The following is a 23,927-nucleotide window of genomic DNA, read 5'->3' as shown; positions in this document are numbered from 1 at the left end:
CAATTATCTCTTCTCTCGCTCCAAAATACGCAATATGCTAGCATTAGCGCAGGTTTCACCATCAATACACCATGTCTTAGTATTTCTCTTATTTTCTACGAACTATTTGTTTTATGGGTATCTAAAATAAGGTTTAGAGAATAATAGAAATAGAAGCGAGTGTATTCATAAGACGCTGTCTAGATAGAGTAAGGTAGTTATTAATGAGTTATCAGGTTCTGGCCCGTAAATGGCGTCCATCTCAGTTTTCTGATGTGGTTGGTCAGTCACATGTGTTGACAGCCTTAGGCAATGCGTTAACGCAAAATCGCCTTCATCATGCTTACTTGTTCAGTGGCACTCGTGGTGTGGGTAAAACAACCATCGCGCGCATTTTCGCCAAAGGACTAAACTGTGAAGAAGGGATCACTGCAACCCCCTGTGGTAAATGTACAACGTGTCGTGAAATTGACGAAGGACGTTTTGTTGATCTATTAGAGATAGATGCCGCGTCTCGTACCAAAGTAGAAGATACTCGTGAATTGCTCGATAATGTTCAGTATAAGCCTGCTCGTGGACGCTTTAAAGTGTACTTGATTGATGAAGTACATATGTTATCTCGCCACAGTTTTAATGCTTTACTCAAAACGTTAGAAGAGCCACCGGAGTACGTTAAATTTATTTTAGCGACAACGGATCCTCAAAAATTGCCGGTTACGATTTTATCTCGTTGTTTGCAGTTTCATTTAAAGCACCTTGATCATCAACAAATTCAAACGCAATTAGAAACAGTACTCACAGAAGAAAAAGTAGAGTATGAAGCTAAAGCATTGAGTTTATTAGCGCGCGCTGCAGAAGGCAGTATGCGTGATGCGTTAAGTTTAACGGATCAAGCGATTGCTTTGGGAAACGGCCAAGTTGGCATTGATAATGTCGCGACAATGCTTGGCACATTAGATACAGATCAAGCGTTATTTTTACTTGAAGCTGTTGCGCAAGCAAATGCAAATATTGCGATGAACAGTTTACAAGAACTGGCGAATATTGGCGTTGAATGGGACAGCTTACTGCGTGAATTAGCCTGTCAATTGCACCGTGTAGCAATGTATCAAGCTTTACCTGCGAGTTTAGATGAAGCCTTGCCTGACGCTGAGCGTATCAGTTTGTTAAGCCAATTGATGACGCCACAAGATGTGCAGCTATGCTATCAAATTGCGGTGCAAGGTCGACAAGATTTAGGCTATGCCCCTGATGGTCGAACTGGACTTGAAATGGTGCTATTGCGTATGTTGGCATTTAGACCTGTTGTTTCATCAGGGATCCAGCCACAAGCGATCAATGTTCCTAGCACTCAGCCAGTCGCGGCAGTACCAGCGGCGAATCCAAACCCTACTGGGCAACAAGGTGTTTCACGCGTACAAGCGTTAAAAGCGCAGATGCAAGCCACGCATACGGAGCCTGTATCTCCAGTCGCACCGCATCAAATACAACAATCTAATGTTGCTATTAATCCAGAGATGAATATGGCGCCAATGCCACCTCATTCTGTGATGCCAGAACCTCAAGTGGGACCAGCTCAGTCAAGTGCTCAATCACAACCTGCTGCGCCACAACGTTCTCAGGAGCCAGTATCACAGGCATCGCAACCGATGAGTGCGCCTGAAATGCCAGCGGCACCTGCTGAAACATCACGTTCAGGCTCGCCAGCTAGTGGGTTATTGGCGGCACGTAATAGGTTACGCAGCCAGAAACAGCGTGGTCATGATGATGCACAGGTTTCATCGGTAAAAAAGACGCCAACGACGTCAGCTAAAAAAGTCGCTACTTCCGTATTAGATCGTGTTGCGAATAAGCAAAAAGCGATACCTACGAGTGTTTCACGTGCGATGCCGACGTCGAATCTCCCAGCACAACAGCTACAAGAGAAAGAAGATCAAGAATACCGCTGGAAACCGACAGCAAAACCGGATGCTGAAGAGGCTAAAAAAGTCGATGTTGCTCCACGTGTTTTAAAGAAAGCACTAGAGCACGAAAAAACACCTGAAATGACAAAAATACTTGTCAATGAAGCAGCAAATCAGGATAGTTGGGCAAACTTAGTGACGCAGTTGGATGTGGGTAAATTAATCCAACAGCTAGCCTTGAACTCTTCTTTTGAGCAGCAAGGTGATCAAATCACATTGCATTTACGCGCAGCGCAACAGCATTTAAATGGTGAGCGTGCGAAAGAACAATTATGTAGTGCATTAAGTTCCGTATTAGGACACTCAGTCATGTTGAATATCGTACTGGGTGAAGAAGGAAAAACACCGTTAGAATTACGTGAAGAGCTGTATCAACAAAAGCTGTTACAAGCAAAACAGAGCTTAGATAACGATCAAAATGTGATGTTTATTTGTCAGCGTTTTGCCGCTCAACTGGATGAAGACAGTGTTCGACCAATTTAAAGGTTTTTAACCAGACCAAGATAGAGAGAGAAAAGATATGTTTGGTAAAGGTGGCATGGGTAACATGATGAAGCAGGCGCAACAGATGCAAGAGCGTATGCAGAAGATGCAAGAAGAAGTAGCAAACATGGAAGTAACTGGTGAATCAGGTGCTGGCCTTGTTAAAGTTACTATCACTGGTAGCCACAGTGTTCGTCGTGTTGAAATTGATGAAAGTCTAATGGAAGACGACAAAGACATGCTAGAAGATCTTATCGCAGCAGCATTTAACGATGCTTCTCGTCGTATCGAAGAAGCACAAAAAGAAAAAATGGCTTCAGTTACTGGCGGTATGAACCTACCTGCTGGCTTTAAACTGCCATTCTAATTAATGCGTACCAGTCACTTACTGGAGCATTTAATGGAAGCTTTACGCTGTCTACCGGGGGTTGGTCCTAAGTCAGCACAGCGTATGGCTTTTAGTTTGCTACAGCGTAATCGCCAAGGTGGTTTACAACTTGCAGATGCACTGAGTCAGGCTATGACTGAAATTGGACATTGCCGTGATTGTCGAACATTTACTGAAGATGATGTTTGTGCCATTTGTGAAAATCCTCGCCGCCAAGAAAACGGATTAATTTGTGTTGTTGAAAGTCCTGCGGATATTGTCGCAGTAGAAGCAACAGGACAATTTTCTGGCCGTTATTTTGTATTGATGGGGCACTTGTCACCACTTGATGGTATTGGACCTTCTGATATTGGTCTTGATCGTCTTGAAAATCGATTACAGCATGAAAATATCAGTGAAGTAATTCTTGCAACTAACCCTACGGTTGAAGGGGAGGCCACAGCGCATTACATTGCTGAGTTATGTCATGAATATGATGTACCGGCGAGCCGTATTGCTCATGGTGTTCCTGTCGGTGGTGAGTTAGAGCTTGTTGATGGTACAACGCTATCGCACTCATTAGCAGGGCGTCAGCGTTTATAGTCTGGCGAGAATAAATAAAAACCGCGCTCATATAGCGCGGTTTTTTTATGTGTTATTTAAAGCCTGTATTTTTTACAGCGAGTAAAGAATATTAGAGCCGTAGGTCAAACTGGTTAATAACAGTGAATTTTTGTTTATCACATCAATCCGACGGCTTTCTTGCGCATTCATTCTGAAAATATCTTTTACAACATTAAGTTGCTTATCATCAAAATCAATATTTGTACCAGATGTTACGTCTTTAAACTCTGTGGGCTCAGTAAGCAGATAGCCACCACTGACATCCCATTGACCGGATTCAGAAATATGAATCGTTACGGGCGTTGCTTTCTCACTATACAGCTCTAACGTCGTAATACGTGAATAGGTATGGTTAGGCAAATACACCATATTACTGCTTTGTTTTACTTTACGTAGTGTGCCTAAATTATCGAGTTGTGTTGGCTCAATGCGACTAAATGTCGTACTTTGCCATTCTCGCGACATTAGTAGCTGCTCTTGTTTGTAATCTGTTGAAAAATAAACCCAACTACAAACAGTGATAGAAATAGCAAGGATCCCAAAAGGCCAATACTTACGAATAATATGCGAGAAGGTAATAGGAGAATTTACTGGCATAATTTCACATTATCCTCATGGCTAGTCAGTAAACGTAAGGTGATGTTTTCCATTGGTACACTGCTGCTATGTAAGTAATTCAAATACAGTTGATTATTTTGTCCACCAGTGACGATGACTTCGGTTGGTTTACCTTCATCCTGATGATTTTTCAAATAATCACTGACGCAACTACTGATCATATTGTTCCAATCTTTCATCACTGGATTACTAATTGGCGTATAAATTTTTACGCCCTCAACTTGAAGAAGTGGACGAAAAGCAGCCGATTTTGGGGGCATACTTAAATTAACAACAACCGGTAATATTAAAGCGATCGCCAGTGCTATCCAACCAAGCCATGTTATCTTCGGTTTGGTTTCTATCGAGGGTGGTATCGATGATTCAGCCTCTGTTATTTGTTCAACGATCTCGCTATCTGTAACATCAACACTTGGTGTATCAAGAGGGGAAATATGTTCTGGATGCGGTAAAGTTTCTTGGGCTGCAACATTAGAATCCATGCCTTCTTCATCGACATAGGGATCGACAGTGGCAATGATTTGGTAACCACGTTTGGGCACAGTTTTTACAAATGCAGGCGACTTAGTTGAGTCTTTTAGTGCTTTACGCAACGTTGAAATAGCTTGTGTTAAACTTGAGTCATCGACTTCAAAGCCTTGTTCGCGCCAAACATAATCGTGAATACGCTGGCGAGTAATAATGAGGCTTGGATCTTCGATTAGAAGACTCAAGGCGCGGCTTTCATTACTGCCTAAACGAATTAACTCATTATTTTCTAGTTTATCAATTAAACTGTTATCGTTTGGATCAAAAATGAATCGTTGTCCGATTAAAAACTTTTTTGCGTGTGTGGGCATTTTTTAACCTTAGCAATGATCTTCTAATTATTCATTGTTCTATAAGTTTGCTGAATGGTTTCTTAATCTAAAAATATAAAACGGAATCTGAAAAAATATAAAAAATAAAAATCGTGTTATTTTAGGTTGAAATTATACCGTTTGACCATATTTATCTTAAAAATAACACCTAACAATTTCCAATGGAGTAGAGATGAGCGAGCAAGTAGTTGATAAAAATAAGGAAACTCGTGGTTTTCAGTCGGAAGTAAAACAATTACTTCACCTAATGATCCATTCACTTTACTCGAATAAAGAGATTTTCTTACGTGAATTGATCTCAAATGCGTCTGATGCGGCAGATAAGCTACGTTTTAAAGCCTTATCACAGTCTGATTTGTATGGTGACGATTCTAACCTATGCGTTAAGTTATCAATCAATGAGCAAGCGGGTACATTAACTATTAGTGATAATGGTATTGGTATGACTCGTGAGCAGGCGATTGAGCATTTAGGCACAATTGCTAAATCAGGTACGAAAGAATTCTTCTCTCAGCTAAAAGAAGATGAAAGTAAAGATTCGCAATTAATTGGTCAGTTTGGTGTGGGTTTTTACTCAGCATTCATTGTGGCAGATTCGGTAACGGTTAATACACGTGCAGCTGATGTTGCGGCTGATGAAGCGGTAAGTTGGCAGTCTGCTGGTGAAGGTGATTACAGTATTGAAACTATCACTAAAGCGAATCGTGGTACTGATATTATCTTGCATCTACGTGAAGATGATAAAGAGTTTTTAAATGAGTATCGCTTACGTGAAATCGTGGGTAAGTATTCAGACCATATTGGTATTCCTGTTCTTATTCAAACCGAAGAAAAAGACGAAGAAGGTAAAGTAACAGGAACAAAGTGGGATCAGATAAATAAGGCCCAAGCATTGTGGACACGTAATAAGTCCGACATCAGTGAGGAAGAATATAAAGAATTCTACAATCACGTTGCGCATGATTACGCAGAGCCTTTGGTATGGTCACATAACCGCGTTGAAGGTAAGCAAGATTACACTAGTCTGCTTTACATCCCGTCGACGGCACCTTGGGATCTGAATAATCGTGATGGTCAGCATGGCTTAAAACTGTATGTACAACGTGTATTTATTATGGATGATGCACAGCAGTTTATGCCGACATACCTTCGCTTCGTGCGCGGCTTAATTGATTCAAACGATCTGCCACTGAACGTATCGCGCGAAATTCTACAAGATAACAAGGTAACTCAAGCGCTACGTAAAGCGTGTACCAAGCGCGTGTTGCAAATGCTTGAGCGTATGGCGAAAAATGATGCTGATAAGTATCAGACGTTCTGGAAAGCGTTTGGTCAGGTATTAAAAGAAGGGTTAGCTGAAGATTTTGCTAATCGTGACAAAATTGCCAACTTGCTACGCTTTAGCTCAACAGAAAATGACTCACAAGAGCAAACAGTATCGCTTGCCGATTACGTGAGCCGCATGAAAGAAAACCAAGATAAGATTTATTATCTAACCGCAGATAATTTTAATGCAGCGAAACATAGCCCACACCTAGAGCAATTCCGTGCTAAAGGGTTGGAAGTGATTTTGATGTACGATCGTATTGATGAGTACCTAATGGGCCACTTGCCAGAATTTGAAGGCAAGCAGTTCCAAGCGATTACTAAATCTGATCTTGATCTTTCAAGCTTTGACGATGAAGCAGTGAAAGAGAAGCAAAAAGAGACGGAAAAAGAGTTTGCTTCAGTGACTGAGCGTACAAAAGGTTACTTAGGCACACGTGTAAAAGATGTACGTGCAACGTTCAAACTTCATGACACACCAGCAGTTGTTGTGACAGATGAAAACGAAATGGGTACCCAAATGGCGAAACTGCTAGCAGCAGCGGGTCATGATGCGCCAGAGGTTCAATACATTTTTGAATTAAACCCTGAGCATGCATTGGTTAAGAAAATGGCAGATGAAGCAGATGAAGAAGTGTTTGGTCGTTGGGTTGAATTCTTGCTAGGTGAAGCGATGTTAGCTGAACGCGGTACGATGGAAGATCCTTCTCAGTTCCTTGCTGCAATTAACAAGTTGCTGATTAAATAACCAAATAACTTGCTTGTATCAAATACTATTCTGATAAAGCATGTAAACCAAGCCCAGTCATTGTACTGGGCTTGCGAGTCTCGCTTATTCAGTGTATTTTCACTTTTTTGCAAAAATTCCACTCTATTAAAGGGGATCACAATGCGCATCATTCTTCTGGGCGCTCCAGGTGCAGGTAAAGGTACTCAAGCTCAATTCATCATGGAAAAGTTTGGTATTCCTCAAATTTCAACTGGTGACATGCTACGTGCAGCTATCAAAGCGGGTACTGAACTAGGCAAGCAAGCGAAATCAGTGATCGATGCAGGTCAATTGGTATCTGACGATATCATCCTTGGTCTTGTAAAAGAGCGTATTGCGGCAGATGATTGCGCAAAAGGCTTCCTACTAGATGGTTTCCCACGCACAATTCCTCAAGCTGATGGTCTAAAAGAAAACGGTGTTAACGTTGATTACGTTATCGAGTTTGATGTGGCTGACGATGTGATCGTTGAGCGTATGGCGGGTCGTCGTGCTCACCTTCCTTCTGGTCGTACTTACCACGCTGTTTACAACCCACCAAAGGTTGAAGGTAAAGATGACGTAACAGGTGAAGATCTTGTTATCCGTGAAGACGACAAAGAAGAAACAGTTCGTGCACGTCTAAATGTTTACCACACACAAACTGCACCTCTTATCGAGTACTATGGTAAAGAAGCGGCAGCGGGTAACACGAAATACCTTAAGTTTGATGGTACACTTCCTGTTGCTGAAGTGAGCGCTGAGCTAGAAAAAGCATTAGCTTAATATTGATATAGGCTGTTTTAGATAGCTTGTAACAATGAAAAAAACGGGCTTACCTATTGGTATAGTCCGTTTTTTTATGGTTTAAATAGGGGTTAATAAAGGCGGGATACGTCTTTTTCTGATCAAAGTGATCTAAAAGCGATCAGCCTTCGTTTAGCTTCGGTTGCATGATTAATCTTTTTTGATCAGAAAGCTTGGTTTAGGACAGATAAGAGCGAAAACCGATGAATAAAGACAATAAAAAATACGGTGTATTGTTAGTTAACTTAGGTACGCCTGATGCACCGACGGCGGCTGGGGTGAAACAATTTCTATCTCAATTTTTACACGATCACCGTGTCGTCGATATGACTCGCTGGTTATGGTGCCCCATTTTACACGGCGTAATTTTGCCGATTCGCTCACCGAAAGTTGCTAAATTATATCAATCTGTTTGGATGGAAGATGGCTCACCATTGATGGTGTATTCAAAACGCCAACAAAAAGCATTAACAGAGATACTTCAAGTCCCAGTTGAACTGGGTATGACTTATGGTAATCCGAGTACTCAGGCTGGTTTGGAGCGTCTAAAGCAGCAAGGTTGTGATAAGGTTTTAGTTTTACCGTTATATCCTCAGTATTCAGGTACTACCACAGCTGCTGTATTTGATCGTATTGCGAAAGACTTAAAGTCCATATCGTATATCCCAGAGTTGCGCTTTATTAATCATTATTACGATCACCCTGATTATATTTCAGCGTTAGCCGAGACGGCTAAAACGGTGTGGGCAGAAAAAGGCGAGCCTGATTACTTATTATGTTCATATCACGGTATTCCTAAACGTTATGCTGATAATGGCGATCCGTATCCCGATCATTGTAATGGTACAACGGAGCTATTAGCGAAGATGCTTGAGATGCCGCGTGAAAAAATGAGCATGAGCTATCAGTCTATTTTTGGACGTGAAGAATGGTTAAAACCGTATACGGAAGGCACGATAAAATCATTGGCTGAGAAAGGCGTAAAACGTCTTGATGTAATGTGTCCTGCGTTCTCTGTTGATTGTTTAGAAACCCTTGAAGAAATTGCAGAGCAGTGCAAAGAAGTGTTCATTGAAGCGGGTGGGGTAGAATTTAATTTGATCCCTTGCCTTAATGATAGCCAGGCACATATTACAATGATGGAAGACTTGGTGAAACAACATGTTCAAGGTTGGGAATAGTCAGTTTTTATTCTGTAACTTACATTGACGATAACGTTTACGCTCTCATTTGTGTTGATATATCTCAAAACCAATGAGAGCTTTTGCTTTTATGTTCTATATTCTGTGATAGAATTCGCAAAATTTACAACTTGATAGCGCATAGACATGAAATTTCCAGGCCAACGAAAATCTAAGCATTACTTTCCGGTACATGCTCGCGATCCACTTTTAAGTCAAACGAAACAAGAGAAGCGTCTAGCACGTACTCATGTTGTCGGTATTGACCAAACATTGGTAGATATTGAAGCTTATGTGGATGATGAATTCCTGGAACGCTATGAGTTAAGTAAAGGCCATTCGTTGGTTATTACTGATGAAAAAGCAGAAGCGCTATATCAAGAGCTAAAAGAGAACAACCTTGTTACTCACGAGTTTGCTGGTGGCACGATTGGTAATACGCTACACAACTATTCTGTGTTAGCGGATGATAAATCTGTTCTTCTAGGCGTGATGAGTAAAGACATTGAGATCGGTAGTTACGCGTACCGTTACCTTTGTAATACATCAAGCCGCATGGATATGAACTACCTTCAACCTGTTGACGGTCCTATTGGTCGTTGTTTTGCTCTTATTTCAAAAGACGGTGAACGTACCTTCGCTATCAACGAAGGTAAGATGAACCAACTTGAACCTGATAGCATTCCTGAACATGTGTTTGAAAATGCGTCTGCACTTGTGTTAACGGCGTATTTAGTGCGTTGTAAGCCTGGCGATCCTATGCCAGCGGCCACAATGCGCGCCATTGAATATGCGAAAAAATACGATGTACCCGTGGTATTAACATTAGGTACAAAGTTCGTTATTCAAGACGATCCACAATGGTGGCGCGACTTCCTTCGTGATCATGTAACAGTTGTTGCAATGAATGAAGATGAAGGTGAAGCGTTAACTGGTGAGTCTGATCCGCTTGTAGCAGCTGATAAAGCATTAGAATGGGTTGATCTTGTTCTTTGTACTGCAGGCCCTGTAGGTTTATATACCGCAGGTTACACTGATGATAACGCTAAGCGTGAAACAAGTTTACCGTTACTTCCAGGTGATATTGCTGAGTTTAACCGCTATGAATTTAGCCGACCAATGCTTAAAACGGCGTGTGAGAATCCAATTAAGGCGTATTCACATATTGCTCCTTATATGGGCGGTCCTGAGCGTATTAAGAATACTAACGGTGCTGGTGATGGTGCACTTTCAGCATTACTGCATGATATGTCTGCAAACCGCTACCATAAAGAAAACGTGCCGAACTCGAGTAAGCACCAACATTCTTTCCTAACTTATTCATCGTTCTCACAGGTTTGTTTATATTCAAACCGTGTAAGCTACGAAGTCTTGGCTCAGTATTCTCCACGTTTATCTCGTGGTCTGCCAGAGCGTGAAGATAGTTTGGAAGAAGCATACTGGGAACGTTAAGTTTCATATAGATATAAAAAAACCGCCAACACATTTTCGTGCTTGGCGGTTTTTTATTAGCTGCAGTTTAGAGCAAACTTATTTTTTATAAGCTTCGTTATGTACAGCTGCTACTGCACGACCTGATGGGTCTGCTGCGTTCTTAAAGCTCTCATCCCATTCAATCGCTTTTGCACTTGAACAAGCAATCGATGGACCACCCGGTACACATTTTGCCGCACTTTCTAGCGGGAACAACTCTTCAAAGATCTCACGGTATGCGTAACCTTCTTTGGTTGTTGGTGTGTTGTAAGGGAAGCGGTAAGCCGCTGTTTCAAGCTGTTGATCCGTTACTTTTTCTTCAGCCACTTCTTTTAGCGTATCAATCCAGCTGTAACCTACACCATCAGAGAACTGCTCTTTTTGACGCCATGCGATAGATTCTGGTAGGTAGTGCTCAAAACACTCACGTAAGATGTGTTTTTCCATCTTACCGTTACCACACATTTTATCTTCAGGGTTCAGACGCATTGCCACATCGATAAATTCTTTATCTAGGAATGGTACTCGGCCTTCAACACCCCATGCCGCTAACGATTTGTTTGCTCGTGCACAGTCAAACATGTTCAGAGCAAGCAATTTACGTACAGTTTCTTCATGGAACTCTTTCGCGTTCGGTGCTTTATGGAAGTATAAGTAGCCACCAAAGATTTCATCTGCACCTTCACCAGAAAGTACCATCTTGATACCCATTGCCTTGATTTTACGACCCATTAGGAACATTGGGGTAGAAGCACGAATGGTTGTCACATCGTAAGTTTCAATGTGATAAATCACATCACGGATAGCATCTAGACCTTCTTGAATCGTGTAAGTCATTTCATGGTGAACGGTACCAATTTTATCTGCAACTTCACGCGCTGCTTTTAAATCAGGGGCACCTTCAAGACCCACGGCAAAAGAGTGAAGTTGAGGCCACCATGCTTCAGATTGGTCATTATCCTCAATACGCATTGCAGCAAAGCGTTTTGCCACAGCTGATGTAATTGATGAATCTAAACCACCTGATAGTAGTACACCGTAAGGTACATCTGTCATTAACTGACGCTTAATAGCGGCTTCTAATGCTTCAGTTAATTCTTCTTTGCTGGTTGAGTTACCTTGTACGGCTGCGTATTCATTCCAATCACGGGTGTAATACCGTTGTGGCTCGGCATCAGCACTACCGTAGTAACAACCAGGAGGGAATTCACTCACTGTTTTACACACAGGTACCAGCGCTTTCATTTCTGATGCAACATAGTAGTTACCGTTTTCGTCAAAGCCTTGGTACAACGGAATAATACCAATGTGATCACGACCTACAAGGTAAGTATCTTTTTCTTCATCGTACAGTACAAAGGCGAAAATACCGTTAAGCTCTTCAAGTAACTCTTCGCCCATATCTTGGTATAGCGCAAGAATAACTTCACAATCTGAATCTGTTTGGAAATCGTATTTACCTTCATAGCGAGCACGGATTTCTTTGTGGTTGTAGATTTCACCGTTAACCGCAAGAATTAATTTTTTATCTGGGCTATATAGCGGTTGTGCACCACTGTTTAAGCCAACAATCGCTAGACGCTCATGCGCAAGAATGGCATGTTCTGATGCATAAATACCTGACCAGTCTGGGCCGCGGTGACGAAGCTTTTTCGACATTTCTAATGCGATAGGACGCAATGCTGCTGCGTCGCTTTTAATGTCTAGGATCCCAAATACAGAACACATAGTAATACCACTCCAACGTTATCTTTTTATATCCATAAATCTTAGAAACACAGATGTAACCGAAAGGTTTATATAATGAAAATAAAACTTTTTATTTATGTGCGTTTCTCTTTGATTGTTAAAATTGCGTATTCTGAAGTAAATTGCAATAAAAAATCTTCAATCGATTAAAATAAAACGCCTTAGGTGAATATCATTCAGTAAAAGCGCCTTTAACTGAATTAAATCTAATTTGTTTGGCTTTTTGTTTAAAAAAAATAAACAGTAGTTGTTACCACTGTTTATTTTTTGCTGCGAAATAAGGGGGGCGTACTTATAGGATTATGATTTGATTGCTGTTATGTCTGGCTTTAAGTGATCACATACATTACGAGCAAAACCACTGCCAGCCTCATTGAAGATGTTGAAGACGGCATCAATACCTTGTTCATACAGTAACTCTTCATCATCATTGTACTGAGCAATTGCTGCTATTTTACCTTGGAAATGACGAGCTTTAATTTGCTCCAAGGCATAAACATTCGCCTGACTATGAGGCATTGCTAATAAAATAAGAGTTATACGTTCTTTGCTGATCACCCGCGCCCAAAAATCAGGATCAGTCGCATCGCCTTGAATAACATTACGTCCTTCTTTGCGTTGCTTCTCTGCGGATTCCTCTCGGGTTTCAACGCCTATGATTTGCTTGCCGTAACGTGCTTGTAACTCATCATATGCCCCCGTGCCTATTCGACCCATACCAAGAATTAACACTTTTGATTGTCCAAGATCGATCAGTTTGTCATCGGCGTTGAGTTTTTCTGGTTCAAATTCTTTTAGCCATTTTGATGCTTCTGTATAAAGTTTATGGCTCACGCTGTTGAGAGGGGCTGCGAGCAAAAATGAAAAAGAAACGGCAATAGCGATAGCCACTAAAAAAGTACCCGGTAATAGTCCTAGCTTATAAGCCACACCACCGACAATTAAACCAAACTCGCTGTAATTAAATAGTGTTAACGTCGCGAGCATTGAGGTACGGACACGGTAACGACACAAATGGAATATGCCGTAGTACAACATGCCTTTAAGCGGTAATAAGAGTAGTAAAACAAATGCCATCAGTAACCCATTAAGCGTCGGGGTTTCTGACAGGCCAATATTTAAGAAAAAGCAAACAAGTAACAGCTCTTTAAAGTTAAAGAGTGATTTTGCCATTTCAGAAGACTTACTGTGTCCTGCCATTAGCATCCCGATCAATAGCGCACCCAAATCAGGCTTCATACCAACCAGTTTAAATAACCCTGCACCGAGCACTAGCGCAAGAGTAATGGCATAGAGTACCAGTACTTCACCGTGACCTGCTTTGTCTAAGATCTTGTATAGGATAGGGCGAATTAACGGTAGGGCGAAAAGTCCAAGCGCATACACTTCTGGCATTTTTCCACTTGAGATAGTCAAGAATATAACGGCGAAGATATCTTGCATGACCAGAATACCGATAGAGACGGTACCGTACTTTGCATTTAACTCGCCTTTTTCTTGTAACAGCTTAATGGCAAATACTGTACTGGAAAAAGACAGCGCAAACCCGATAAGAATTAATTGGCTTAACGCCATGTCGCTGAACATGGTTAAACCAAGCTGTTTTAATACCAATAAACAGAGGGTAAATAAGGTTGTTGATAAGAGATTATGTAAGGTAGCACCACCCCAAACTTCTTTTTTAAGTAAGGACTTCACATCCAGCTTTAAACCAATGGTAAAAAGAAGCAGTGTTACCCCTAAGTTAGCTAAGGTTTCTAAAGTAGGTGTAGAAGTAAAGCCAAAACTGTTAAGACTAAAGCCTGCAACAAGAAAACCCACAAGAGGGGGGAGTTTGCAACGTAGAGCAATAAAACCAATGATAAAAGCGGTAAGTATGTAGATAAATTCCATATCTTGTACAACATCCTTGCAAGATAACAATCTGGAGAAATAGTGTGAAGCTGATGAGATTAGGGGCGTATTAAATCAATACGCCCCTTTGCTCTGAATTTATATGGTGCTGTGATTAGTCTTCTAATAGAAGCTGTAATAAGACACCGTTTAACATGGCGCGTTTGATCATTGAAAATGCACCTATGGTCGGCTGGTTATAAAGCTCAGATGCAACAACCGGTAAGTCATGATGAAATCTTGAGAGTGATTGTGTTTCAACACAACGTCGAATCGCTGGAAAAACAATCTCTTGGGCATGAGTAATGTTACCCGCAAGAATGATTTTTTGAGGGTTGAACAAATTGATGGTCATCGCAAGAGCTTTGCCCAATTGATTTCCCACTTTTATCAACGCTTGGGTTGCTAACTCATCACCATCATTTGCCGCATTACAAATCGCAAGCATTGTTATATCTTCAAGCGCTTGTAATGAACTTGGATAGCCTTGGTCGAGCAAATGTTGAACATTTTTAACTATTGCGGGATCGGCTGCGACTGTTTCTAAACAACCAAAATTACCGCATTGGCATTTATCGCCTAAAGGATCGATTTGAATATGGCCGATCTCGCCCACGTTACGGTTAAAGCCCAAGAATACTTGACCATTAACAATAATACCGGCACCTGTCCCGTTGTGAACACTGACTAGAATTGAGTCTTTACAATCGCGGCTTGCACCGAAGTAATGTTCAGCTAGCGCTAGGCCTCGAATATCATTACCGACAAAACAAATAACACCGAATTGTTTTTTAATAATGTCAGCTAATGGAAAGTCATCAATTTCAATATGTGGCATATATTCCACAATACCATGCTCAGGGTTCACTAAGCCGGGGAGCGTAATACCAAATGCAACCAATTCTTTCATTACATTTTGGTTATTACTGATGAAATTTTGGATATGCTCAAGTAAACCATCAATTAAGGCTTGTTGGCTGGTATAAGAAAATGGGTGAGCGGTACCTGTTATATGGTTACCACTTAAATCATAAAGGGTTATTTCAATGTAATTTCGACCAATACGCACCGCAATAGAATGAAATGCTGCTGATTCAGTTGTCAGCGATATTGCCCGTCTACCGCCGGTTGATGCTTGTTGCGCGACCTCTTTGATTAGGCCGCGCTCAAGTAGTTGGCGGGTTATTTTAGTAACACTGGCAGGAGCAAGCTGACTAACATCAGCCACCTGAATACGTGAAATAGGGCCCTGCAAGTCAATCAAGCGATAAACAGCTGCACTGTTTAGCTGTTTTACGAGATCAACATTACCAATTTGTCCGCCTGTCATAATTAGCTCTGTTTGTATTCACCATTAACAATTGTCGCCTGAACATGATAATCGCGATCAAACACAGTAAGATTTGCTACCATGCCTTTTCTTATAGCCCCAAGTTTCTTGTCTACACCAATAGCGCGAGCAGGATAAAGTGTGGCCATACGAATCGCTTCGTCCAAGGCGATACCTACATGTTCAACACTATTTTGAATTGCTTCAATCATTGTCAGTGCTGAACCACCAAGTGTGCCTTCTTCAGTTACACACATGCCGTTTCGGTAATATACCTTTGTCCCAGTAAAAAGAAAGCTATCGATGTTTGCACCTGCTGGAGCTGTGGCATCGGTCACTAAAACTAAACGCGTATTCTTCATTTTATGAGCCATGCGGATATTGGCATAGTCAACATGGAAACCGTCAGCAATAACGCCTGTATAGATTTCACTGCTATCGTAAATAGCGCCAACTAGACCTGGCGAACGACCTTCTACTGGACTCATCGCATTGAATAAATGCGTAGTAAAACTAATACCGAGATCGAAGCCTTGTCTTGCTTCTTCGTATGTCGCATTACTGTGTCCTGCCGATACGACAATACCTGAATCAATCAGTTTCTGAATATGCTCAGGTGAATTCAGTTCAGGTGCGAGAGTGACTTTAGTAATAACATCAGCATTATCACACAAGAACGCAATCATATCGTCACTCGCTGGACGAATGAAATCCGGGCGGTGAACCCCTTTCTTTACAACATTAATATAAGGGCCTTCTAGGTGTAGGCCTAATGCTTGATTGTGGTATTTTGCTTGATAGTCACGAATAGCTGAAACTGCACGTTTCATGTCTTCGTCGGGGGAGGTGATAAGCGTAGGGAGAAAGCTAGTACAACCTGATTTTAGGTTGGCTTGGTGCATAATATCAATGGCTTCGGCGGTGGTTTCATTGTTGAACATCACCCCTCCACAACCATTTAATTGTAAGTCAATAAAGCCAGGAGAGAGGTTTGCACCATGAAGATCGATAGTGTCGATGCCATCGAGTAAATGATTAATCGGGCAGATTGCATGAATGTTCACGCCGTCAATAATGACGGCGTGGTTATTCAGCACTTCGCTACCGGTAAAAATATTACAGTTGGTAAGCGCGTACATGAATATTCCTTAATAGGATTAAAGGTGGTTAATATTTTCCGCTTCTAGTTCTTGGAAGTACTTAACGGTCTTCACTTTTAGCTCTTGAGTTGATGGCTCATCACAAACAATCATTGATTTAGGATGTAGCTGCAGTGCAGATACTGTCCATAGGTGATTGACACTGCCTTCAACCGCAGCTTGTAGTGCCTGTGCTTTGTTGTGGCCAGTGATAAGGATCATGACTTCTTCAGAATCAAGCAAAGTACCAACACCGATAGTTAGCGAGTACTTAGGTACTTGGTTGATATCGCCATCGAAGAAGCGAGAGTTAGCAATACGCGTTTCGTGCGTTAGTGTTTTGATTCGTGTACGAGATGCTAATGATGATGCTGGCTCATTGAAAGCAATGTGGCCGTCGTTGCCTACACCGCCCATGAATAGGTTGATTTTACCGTAAGATTTGATCTTATCTTCGTAACGTTGGCACTCAGCAACGTGATCTTCTGCGTTACCGTCAAGAAGGTTAATGTTCTCTTCTTGGATGTCAACGTGGTTGAAGAAGTTGTTGTACATGAAGTTACGGTATGATTCTGGGTGATCTGCAGGCATGCCTACGTACTCATCCATGTTGAAAGTAACAACATGTTTAAAGCTTACTTCACCAGCTTGGTATAGCTCGATAAGACGTTTGTAAGTTGCAAGTGGTGTACCACCAGTTGGTAGACCCAATACAAATGGACGCTCAGCTGATGGTTCGAATTTATTGATACGATCTGCGATGTAGCGAGCTGACCATAAACCAACATCTTTAGCGTTATTTAGCGGGATTAGTCTCACGTTGATACCTCGTTGAAGAAAGTTAAAACAGGAAAAATCTTAGCGACATAGCGCCTTTGTTTCGAATGATAAAATAAGTTTTATGATCGAGCTAGCAAAATCACTCAGTTCTAACCTCCGTCGGTGATTGAGATCACAAATGATGAGCTTTTAATTTGCGGGGCGAAATTAATTTCTTAAACTGCGAATAACTTAATACGGATAGCTTATAAACAGTTATTTAATTACATCTAAGAAAACCATAGGGGGAACTAAGGGTGAATATTCTTGGATATTTTCAAAAAGTAGGTAAGGCATTAATGGTGCCAGTTGCAGTACTTCCTGCAGCGGCAATCTTAATGGGTATCGGTTACTGGATTGATCCGAACGGCTGGGGTGCAAACTCTGCATTAGCTGCTTTCTTGATCAAGGCTGGTGCGGCAATTATTGATAACATGTCTGTACTGTTTGCAGTGGGTGTTGCATACGGCATGTCTAAAGATAAAGACGGTGCAGCAGCACTTTCTGGTTTTGTAGGTTTCCTTGTGGTAACAACGCTTCTTGCACCGGGTGCAGTCGCGCAAATCCAAGGTATTGACCCAAGCGCAGTTCCAGCTGCATTTGGTAAAATCAATAACCAATTCGTAGGTATCTTAGTCGGTATCGTATCAGCTGAGTTGTACAACCGTTTCTCAAACGTAGAACTACACAAAGCACTAGCGTTCTTTAGTGGTAAGCGTTTAGTACCAATTCTAACATCTATTGCTGGTATCGTTATTGCAGGTATCTTGATGGTTGTTTGGCCATCAATTTACGGCGGTCTAGTACATTTTGGTGAAAGCATCCAAGGTATGGGTTCTGTAGGTGCGGGTCTCTACGCATTCTTCAACCGTCTATTGATTCCTGTAGGTCTTCACCACGCACTAAACTCAGTATTCTGGTTTGACGTAGCAGGTATTAACGATATTCCTAACTTCCTAGGCGGCGCGAAATCAATCGCTGAAGGTACAGCAACTCCAGGTGTCACTGGTATGTACCAAGCTGGTTTCTTCCCAATCATGATGTTTGGTCTACCAGGTGCGGCACTTGCGATGTACCACACTGCGAAAGCGAAGAATAAAGAGCGCGTAGCATCTCTACTACTAGCTGCTGGTTTTGCATCATTCTTCACCGGTGTTACTGAGCCGCTAGAATTTGCATTCATGTTCCTAGCACCAGTACTGTACGTAATTCACGCAGCACTAGCGGGTCTATCTGTATACATCGCAGCATCTATGCAGTGGATTGCAGGTTTCGGTTTCTCTGCAGGTCTAGTTGATATGTTCTTGTCATCACGCAACCCACTAGCTGTTCAGTGGTATATGCTGATTGTTCAAGGTATTGCATTCTTCTTCATCTACTACTTTGTATTCCGCTTCGCGATTGTTAAGTTCAACCTTAAAACGCCTGGCCGTGAAGACGACGAAGAAGAGACTTCATCAGTTGCAGGTTCTGCAGAAACTAGCGAGCTAGCGAAGCAGTACTTAAAAGCACTGGGTGGTCACGGTAACCTAGAGAACATTGATGCTTGTATTACACGTCTACGCCTAACGCTAAAAGACAGCAGTCTTGCTAACGAGAAAACGTTAAAAGCACTAGGTGCGATGGGTGTAGTTAAACTAGGTTCAAATAACCTTCAGGTTATCCTTGGCCCTCTAGCTGAAATTGTTGCTGGCGAAATGAAGAAAATCCCAGCGTCAGAAGATCTATCTTCTGTAAAACTTCCATAATTACCTGAATTCTTCAGTAATTAAGTAATACCGCAAGACCTTTAATAAAACCGGCCTTATTATTTTCAAACATGGAATGATAGGGCCGGCATTTTGAGTACCCAACGTTTGGGCTCGTATTGATTTTCTCTTCACTTTTTTAGAAGAGATATCGGGAGAAAGGAATATATCATGACTATTAAACTTACGGCGTTAGCATCTTTTATTGCATTAGCGGTGACGGGTTGTGCAAGTAAAGGAAACAATGATCAAACTGTAGTAAATAACCTAGCGTCAAACCTAGATCTTAACTACGAAGTCGCTATTCAGCACGGCGCAGAAGAAGGCTTGCCATGTAAAACACTGGGTGCGGAATGGGCATCATGTGATTTGATTAATTTAACGCTGGAAAATAAAGGTCCAGCGGTGACGAATAAAGATTGGAAAATTTACTTCAGCAGTATTCGTCAAATCCTAGAAGTGCAGAATGATCAATTCAAAGTTACTCATGTAACAGGTGATCTACACACACTAGAGCCAACAGATAAGTTCGATGGTTTTGCTGAAGGTGAAAAGGTTGTTATCCCTTACATCGGTGAATATTGGACTTTATTTGAAAATGATTACATGCCTCGTGCATATGTAACAGCAGGTAATGCAGAACCAAAAACAATTGTTAGCACAGATACAGCTAACCCTGCAGATTACTTAACGCCATTAAAAGGCGATCAATTTAAGCGTGTTAAAGCGGATAACAACGTATTAGCGACACCAGAAACACGTTTTGAGAAAAACAGCGATGTAAACTTAGTGGCTTCTGAAGAAGTAGCTGGCACTATTTTACCTACACCGCTAAGTACTAAATTAACTGGCGATACTGTTTCTCTAGCTAACGGTATTAAGATCGACAACCTAACGCTACCTGCTGACATGATGGCTGCAGTAGAGGCTCGTTTAGCACAGCTTGGTGTGAACGCGCAGGGTGAATACCCAGTAAAAGTAACAATTTTACCGGGTTCGTTTAAGAAGGATCAGCAAATTGTTGGTGCTTATAAGCTAGACGTAACTAAGAAGGGCGCCACCGTTACTGGTTTTGATAACCAAGGTGCGTTCTACGGTATGCAGTCTCTGATCTCACTGATGTCTACCGGTGCAGATAACAGCATTCCAACATTAAATGTATTGGACGCACCACGTTTTGATTATCGTGGTGTAATGGTTGATGTGGGTCGTAACTTCCACTCTAAAGAAGCGATCCTACGTACGCTAGATCAAATGGCAGCGTACAAGATGAACAAATTCCACTTCCACCTATCTGATGATGAAGGTTGGCGTATCGAAATTCCGGGTCTTCCAGAATTGACAGAAATCGGTGGTAAGCGTTGTCATGATTTATCAGAAACAAGCTGTCTTCTTCCTCAACTAGGCTCAGGCCCAACATCTGAGAACGATGGTTCAGGTTTCTACAGCAAGCAAGATTACTTAGATATTCTAAAATATGCGAAAGCACGTGGTATCGAAGTGATCCCTGAAATTGATATGCCAGCTCACGCGCGTGCAGCGGTGGTAGCAATGGAAGCGCGTTACAAGCGTCTAGCTGCTGAAGGCAAGATGGATGAAGCGAATGAATATCGCTTGATGGATCCACAAGATACGTCAAACGTAACGACAGTACAGTTCTACGATAAGCGTAGTTTTATTAACCCATGTATGGATTCGTCAGCAAAGTTTGTTGATAAAGTCATTACTGAAATTCAAGCAATGCATAAAGACGCGGGTATGCCGCTAAATACATGGCATTTCGGTGGTGATGAAGCGAAGAACATCAAGTTAAATGCAGGCTTCCAAGATATTAACGCTGCAGAGCAAACAGCTTGGACGGGTTCAATTGATCAATCTAAGCAAGATAAGCCATACCAAAAATCACCAATGTGTCAGAAATTGATCGCAGAAGGTGTGGTAAGTGATTACGATCGTCTACCAAGCTACTTTGCTGAGCGTGTAAGTGCTGTGGTTAATAGCAAGGGTATTGAGAATTTCCAAGCATGGCAAGATGGCTTGAAGTACTCGAAAGATGCGAAAGCATTTGACACAGATAACGTACGTGTGAACTTCTGGGACGTTCTATACTGGGGTGGTGGTGCATCTGCATACGAGTGGGCTAACAAAGGCTATGATGTTGTAGTATCAAACCCAGATTACGTATACATGGATATGCCATATGAAGTAGATCCATCAGAGCGCGGTTACTACTGGGCAACACGTGCAACAGATACACGTAAGATGTTTGGTTTTGCGCCAGAGAATTTACCTCAGAACGCAGAAACATCACTCGATCGTGATGGCAATGGCTTTGCAAGTAAAGGTACGGTTGAATCGAAAGGCTTCCACGGTCTGTCTGCTCAGCTTTGGAGTGAAACTGTAGGTAACGATGATCAATACGAGTACATGGTATTCCCTCGCGTACTAGCAGCAGCTGAGCGTGCATGGCACAAAGGTGAGTGGGAAAATGAGTATCAAGCAGGTGTTGAATACTCACAAGACTCAAACCTTGTGGACAAGAAAGCCCTTCACAACGAGTGGGAGCGTTTTGCTAACGTTCTTGGTCAACGTGAACTAGCTAAACTTGATGCGGCAGGTATTCAGTACCGTGTACCAGTACCTGGTGCAAAAATTGAAAATGGTAAACTTGCAATGAACGTAAGTATGCCTGGCTTAGCACTACAATACTCAACGGACGAAGGCAAAACGTGGAACACTTACAATGCGAAAGCACAACCAAGTGTAACGGGTAAAGTTGAAATCCGTGCAGTAAGCGCAGACGGTAAACGTTTCAGCCGTGTAACATCACTATAAGTTACGATGTAAACACGCTTTAACTGTTAAAATATCAGCCGGTGAAGGGAAACCTTCATCGGCTTTTTTTATTAAGTTAGATAAAAATCATGGCTATCAAATTAATGGTCATGTTTTTAATGCGCCTAATTAGGGCATTAATGTATAGTGGTAGGATACAAACTCCGTTATTACGGGGCTTTTTTATCCATATCGACAAACAATGCATACTATTTGTTGAGTCATGAGCCATATTTATGGATCATATACAGTTCTCAATCCTGTAAGCACACGAGGTGTAATTGATGAGTGAATCTGAAGCTCGTCCAACTAACTTTATCCGCCAAATTATTGATGCGGATTTAGCAAGTGGCAAACATACAAGCGTACATACCCGATTCCCGCCGGAGCCGAATGGTTACCTGCATATCGGCCATGCTAAATCTATTTGTTTGAACTTCGGTATTGCTCAGGACTATCAGGGTCAATGTAATCTTCGTTTTGATGATACTAACCCTGAGAAAGAAGACATCGAATACGTTGAGTCTATTAAGAACGATGTTAACTGGTTGGGCTTTGAGTGGAGCGGTGATATTTGTTATTCATCAAACTACTTCGATAAGCTATACGGGTTCGCAATTGAATTAATTAATAAAGGCTTAGCGTACGTTGATGAGCTAAGTCCAGAGCAGATGCGTGAGTACCGTGGCACATTAACTGAGCCAGGTAAGCATAGCCCATACCGCGATCGTAGCGTTGAAGAAAACTTAGCTCTATTCGACAAAATGAAGAACGGTGAGGTTGAAGAAGGCAAAATGTGTCTTCGTGCGAAGATCGACATGGCATCACCATTTATGGTTATGCGCGATCCAGTGATCTACCGTGTACGTTTTGCGACTCACCATCAAACGGGTGATAAGTGGTGCATTTACCCAATGTACGACTTCACACACTGTATTTCTGATGCGCTAGAGGGCATTACGCACTCTATTTGTACCCTTGAGTTCATGGACAACCGTCGTCTATACGATTGGGTTCTTGAAAACATCACTATCGATTGTACACCGCATCAGTATGAGTTTAGCCGTCTAAACCTTGAATACACGGTGATGTCGAAGCGTAAGCTGAACCAACTTGTGACTGATAAATTGGTTAATGGTTGGGATGATCCACGTATGCCAACTATTTCTGGTCTGCGTCGCCGTGGTTTCACACCGGCATCTATGCGTGAGTTCTGTAAGCGTATCGGTGTGACTAAGCAAGACAACACTATCGAGATCAGCTCACTAGAATCTTGTATTCGTGACGATCTAAACGAAAACGCACCACGTGCAATGGCGGTTCTTGATCCTGTTAAAGTTGTGATTGAAAACTTTGATGGTGAGACAGAAATGCTTACTGTCGCTAATCATCCGAATCAACCTGAAATGGGTTCGCGTGAAGTGCCATTTAGCCGCGAGCTATACATTGAGCGTGAAGATTTCCGCGAAGAAGCGAATAAGAAATACAAGCGTTTAGTATTAGGTAAAGAAGTTCGCTTACGTGGCGCCTATGTGATTCAAGCGGATCGCATCGAAAAGGATGCGGAAGGTAATATCACCACAATTTTCTGTTCTTACGATAAAGATACATTAGGTAAGAACCCAGCAGATGGTCGTAAAGTAAAAGGTGTTATTCACTGGGTATCAGCAGAAGCGGGTATTCCAGCAGAAATTCGTTTATACGATCGCCTATTTACAGTACCAAACCCTGGTGCGGCAGATGATTTTGTATCAGTGATCAACCCTGACTCTCTAACAGTAGTTAACGGTTTCGTTGAACCATCATTGGTTGCTGCTGAAGCTGAAAAAGCTTACCAATTTGAGCGTATGGGTTACTTCTGTGCAGATAACAAAGACTCAAGCCCTGAGCATTTAGTCTTCAACCGCACAGTCGGCCTTCGTGATACTTGGGCGAAAATTGGCGACTAATTCAGTCTCTGATTTCAGCTAATAAAAACCGCATC

The 23,927-nt window shown here is 41.9% G+C and carries 17 protein-coding genes; 10 read left to right on the top strand and 7 right to left on the bottom strand.

Annotated features, from left to right (window positions below; genetic code table 11):
- Window positions 1-203: 203 nt before the first annotated feature.
- The 3 genes from dnaX to recR are packed head-to-tail and all read left to right on the top strand — an operon-like array spanning window position 204 to window position 3,396.
- Window positions 204-2,426: a DNA polymerase III subunit gamma/tau gene (gene dnaX / locus C9J40_RS02340; protein ID WP_107205552.1), complete on the top strand. Its 2,223-nt coding sequence runs from the start codon at window positions 204-206 to the stop codon at window positions 2,424-2,426.
- 37 nt (window positions 2,427-2,463) lie between these two features.
- A complete protein-coding gene (locus tag C9J40_RS02335; RefSeq protein ID WP_107205553.1) occupies window positions 2,464-2,793 on the top strand; it encodes a YbaB/EbfC family nucleoid-associated protein in 330 nt (109 codons plus the stop codon).
- Between the two features lie 3 nt (window positions 2,794-2,796).
- The gene (gene recR, locus C9J40_RS02330) at window positions 2,797-3,396 is read left to right on the top strand and encodes a recombination mediator RecR (RefSeq protein ID WP_107205554.1); all 600 of its coding nucleotides are present in this window, start codon (window positions 2,797-2,799) and stop codon (window positions 3,394-3,396) included.
- Between the two features lie 72 nt (window positions 3,397-3,468).
- Here recR and C9J40_RS02325 read toward each other — a convergent pair whose 3' ends face one another.
- Together C9J40_RS02325 and C9J40_RS02320 are read right to left on the bottom strand one after the other, a co-directional pair.
- A complete protein-coding gene (locus C9J40_RS02325; protein WP_107205555.1) occupies window positions 3,469-4,014 on the bottom strand; it encodes a regulatory protein ToxS in 546 nt (181 codons plus the stop codon).
- A complete protein-coding gene (locus C9J40_RS02320) occupies window positions 4,005-4,874 on the bottom strand; it encodes a transcriptional regulator (protein WP_107205556.1) in 870 nt (289 codons plus the stop codon). The genes C9J40_RS02325 and C9J40_RS02320 overlap by 10 nt, the downstream gene beginning before the upstream one ends.
- A 193-nt stretch (window positions 4,875-5,067) precedes the next feature.
- Between C9J40_RS02320 and htpG the strand changes: the two genes are divergently transcribed.
- From htpG to C9J40_RS02300, 4 genes are all read left to right on the top strand, one after another.
- Window positions 5,068-6,969, top strand: coding sequence for a molecular chaperone HtpG (gene htpG, locus C9J40_RS02315; RefSeq protein WP_107245599.1), 1,902 nt, complete (start codon window positions 5,068-5,070; stop codon window positions 6,967-6,969).
- 141 nt (window positions 6,970-7,110) lie between these two features.
- On the top strand, window positions 7,111-7,755 hold the full coding sequence (gene adk, locus C9J40_RS02310; protein ID WP_105060657.1) for an adenylate kinase: 645 nt from the start codon (window positions 7,111-7,113) through the stop codon (window positions 7,753-7,755).
- A 224-nt stretch (window positions 7,756-7,979) separates the two neighbouring features.
- Window positions 7,980-8,957 (top strand): ferrochelatase, encoded by a 978-nt coding sequence (gene hemH, locus C9J40_RS02305; RefSeq protein WP_107245598.1) that lies wholly within the window; start codon window positions 7,980-7,982, stop codon window positions 8,955-8,957.
- A 147-nt stretch (window positions 8,958-9,104) separates the two neighbouring features.
- Complete coding sequence (locus C9J40_RS02300) at window positions 9,105-10,409, top strand: inosine/guanosine kinase (protein ID WP_107205559.1); 1,305 nt, start codon at window positions 9,105-9,107, stop codon at window positions 10,407-10,409.
- Between the two features lie 78 nt (window positions 10,410-10,487).
- Here C9J40_RS02300 and asnB read toward each other — a convergent pair whose 3' ends face one another.
- The 5 genes from asnB to nagB form a co-directional block, all read right to left on the bottom strand.
- Window positions 10,488-12,158 carry an asparagine synthase B gene (asnB, locus tag C9J40_RS02295; protein ID WP_107205560.1) on the bottom strand — a complete coding sequence of 557 codons (1,671 nt, stop codon included), beginning with the start codon at window positions 12,156-12,158 and terminating at the stop codon, window positions 10,488-10,490.
- 321 nt (window positions 12,159-12,479) lie between these two features.
- Window positions 12,480-14,072 (bottom strand): cation:proton antiporter family protein, encoded by a 1,593-nt coding sequence (locus tag C9J40_RS02290; protein WP_107245596.1) that lies wholly within the window; start codon window positions 14,070-14,072, stop codon window positions 12,480-12,482.
- A gap of 115 nt (window positions 14,073-14,187) precedes the next feature.
- On the bottom strand, window positions 14,188-15,402 hold the full coding sequence (locus C9J40_RS02285) for an ROK family protein (RefSeq protein WP_107205562.1): 1,215 nt from the start codon (window positions 15,400-15,402) through the stop codon (window positions 14,188-14,190).
- A 2-nt stretch (window positions 15,403-15,404) separates the two neighbouring features.
- Complete coding sequence (gene nagA, locus C9J40_RS02280; RefSeq protein WP_107205563.1) at window positions 15,405-16,541, bottom strand: N-acetylglucosamine-6-phosphate deacetylase; 1,137 nt, start codon at window positions 16,539-16,541, stop codon at window positions 15,405-15,407.
- An 18-nt stretch (window positions 16,542-16,559) separates the two neighbouring features.
- On the bottom strand, window positions 16,560-17,360 hold the full coding sequence (gene nagB / locus C9J40_RS02275; RefSeq protein WP_107205564.1) for a glucosamine-6-phosphate deaminase: 801 nt from the start codon (window positions 17,358-17,360) through the stop codon (window positions 16,560-16,562).
- A gap of 257 nt (window positions 17,361-17,617) precedes the next feature.
- Here nagB and nagE point away from each other — a divergent pair, with 257 nt between their 5' ends.
- The 3 genes from nagE to glnS all read left to right on the top strand — a co-directional run bounded on the left by nagE (window position 17,618) and on the right by glnS (window position 23,892).
- Window positions 17,618-19,108, top strand: a complete 1,491-nt coding sequence (gene nagE / locus C9J40_RS02270; RefSeq protein WP_107245595.1) for an N-acetylglucosamine-specific PTS transporter subunit IIBC — start codon at window positions 17,618-17,620, stop codon at window positions 19,106-19,108.
- A 171-nt stretch (window positions 19,109-19,279) separates the two neighbouring features.
- The gene (locus C9J40_RS02265; RefSeq protein ID WP_107245593.1) at window positions 19,280-21,943 is read left to right on the top strand and encodes a beta-N-acetylhexosaminidase; all 2,664 of its coding nucleotides are present in this window, start codon (window positions 19,280-19,282) and stop codon (window positions 21,941-21,943) included.
- A 284-nt stretch (window positions 21,944-22,227) separates the two neighbouring features.
- Entirely contained in the window at window positions 22,228-23,892 is a 1,665-nt protein-coding gene (gene glnS / locus C9J40_RS02260; protein WP_107205567.1) for a glutamine--tRNA ligase, read from the top strand.
- Window positions 23,893-23,927: the final 35 nt, after the last annotated feature.

This window comes from Photobacterium sp. GB-72 (assembly GCF_003026095.1).
GTDB lineage: Bacteria > Pseudomonadota > Gammaproteobacteria > Enterobacterales > Vibrionaceae > Photobacterium.
This window is presented reverse-complemented; position numbering and strand designations above follow the sequence as displayed.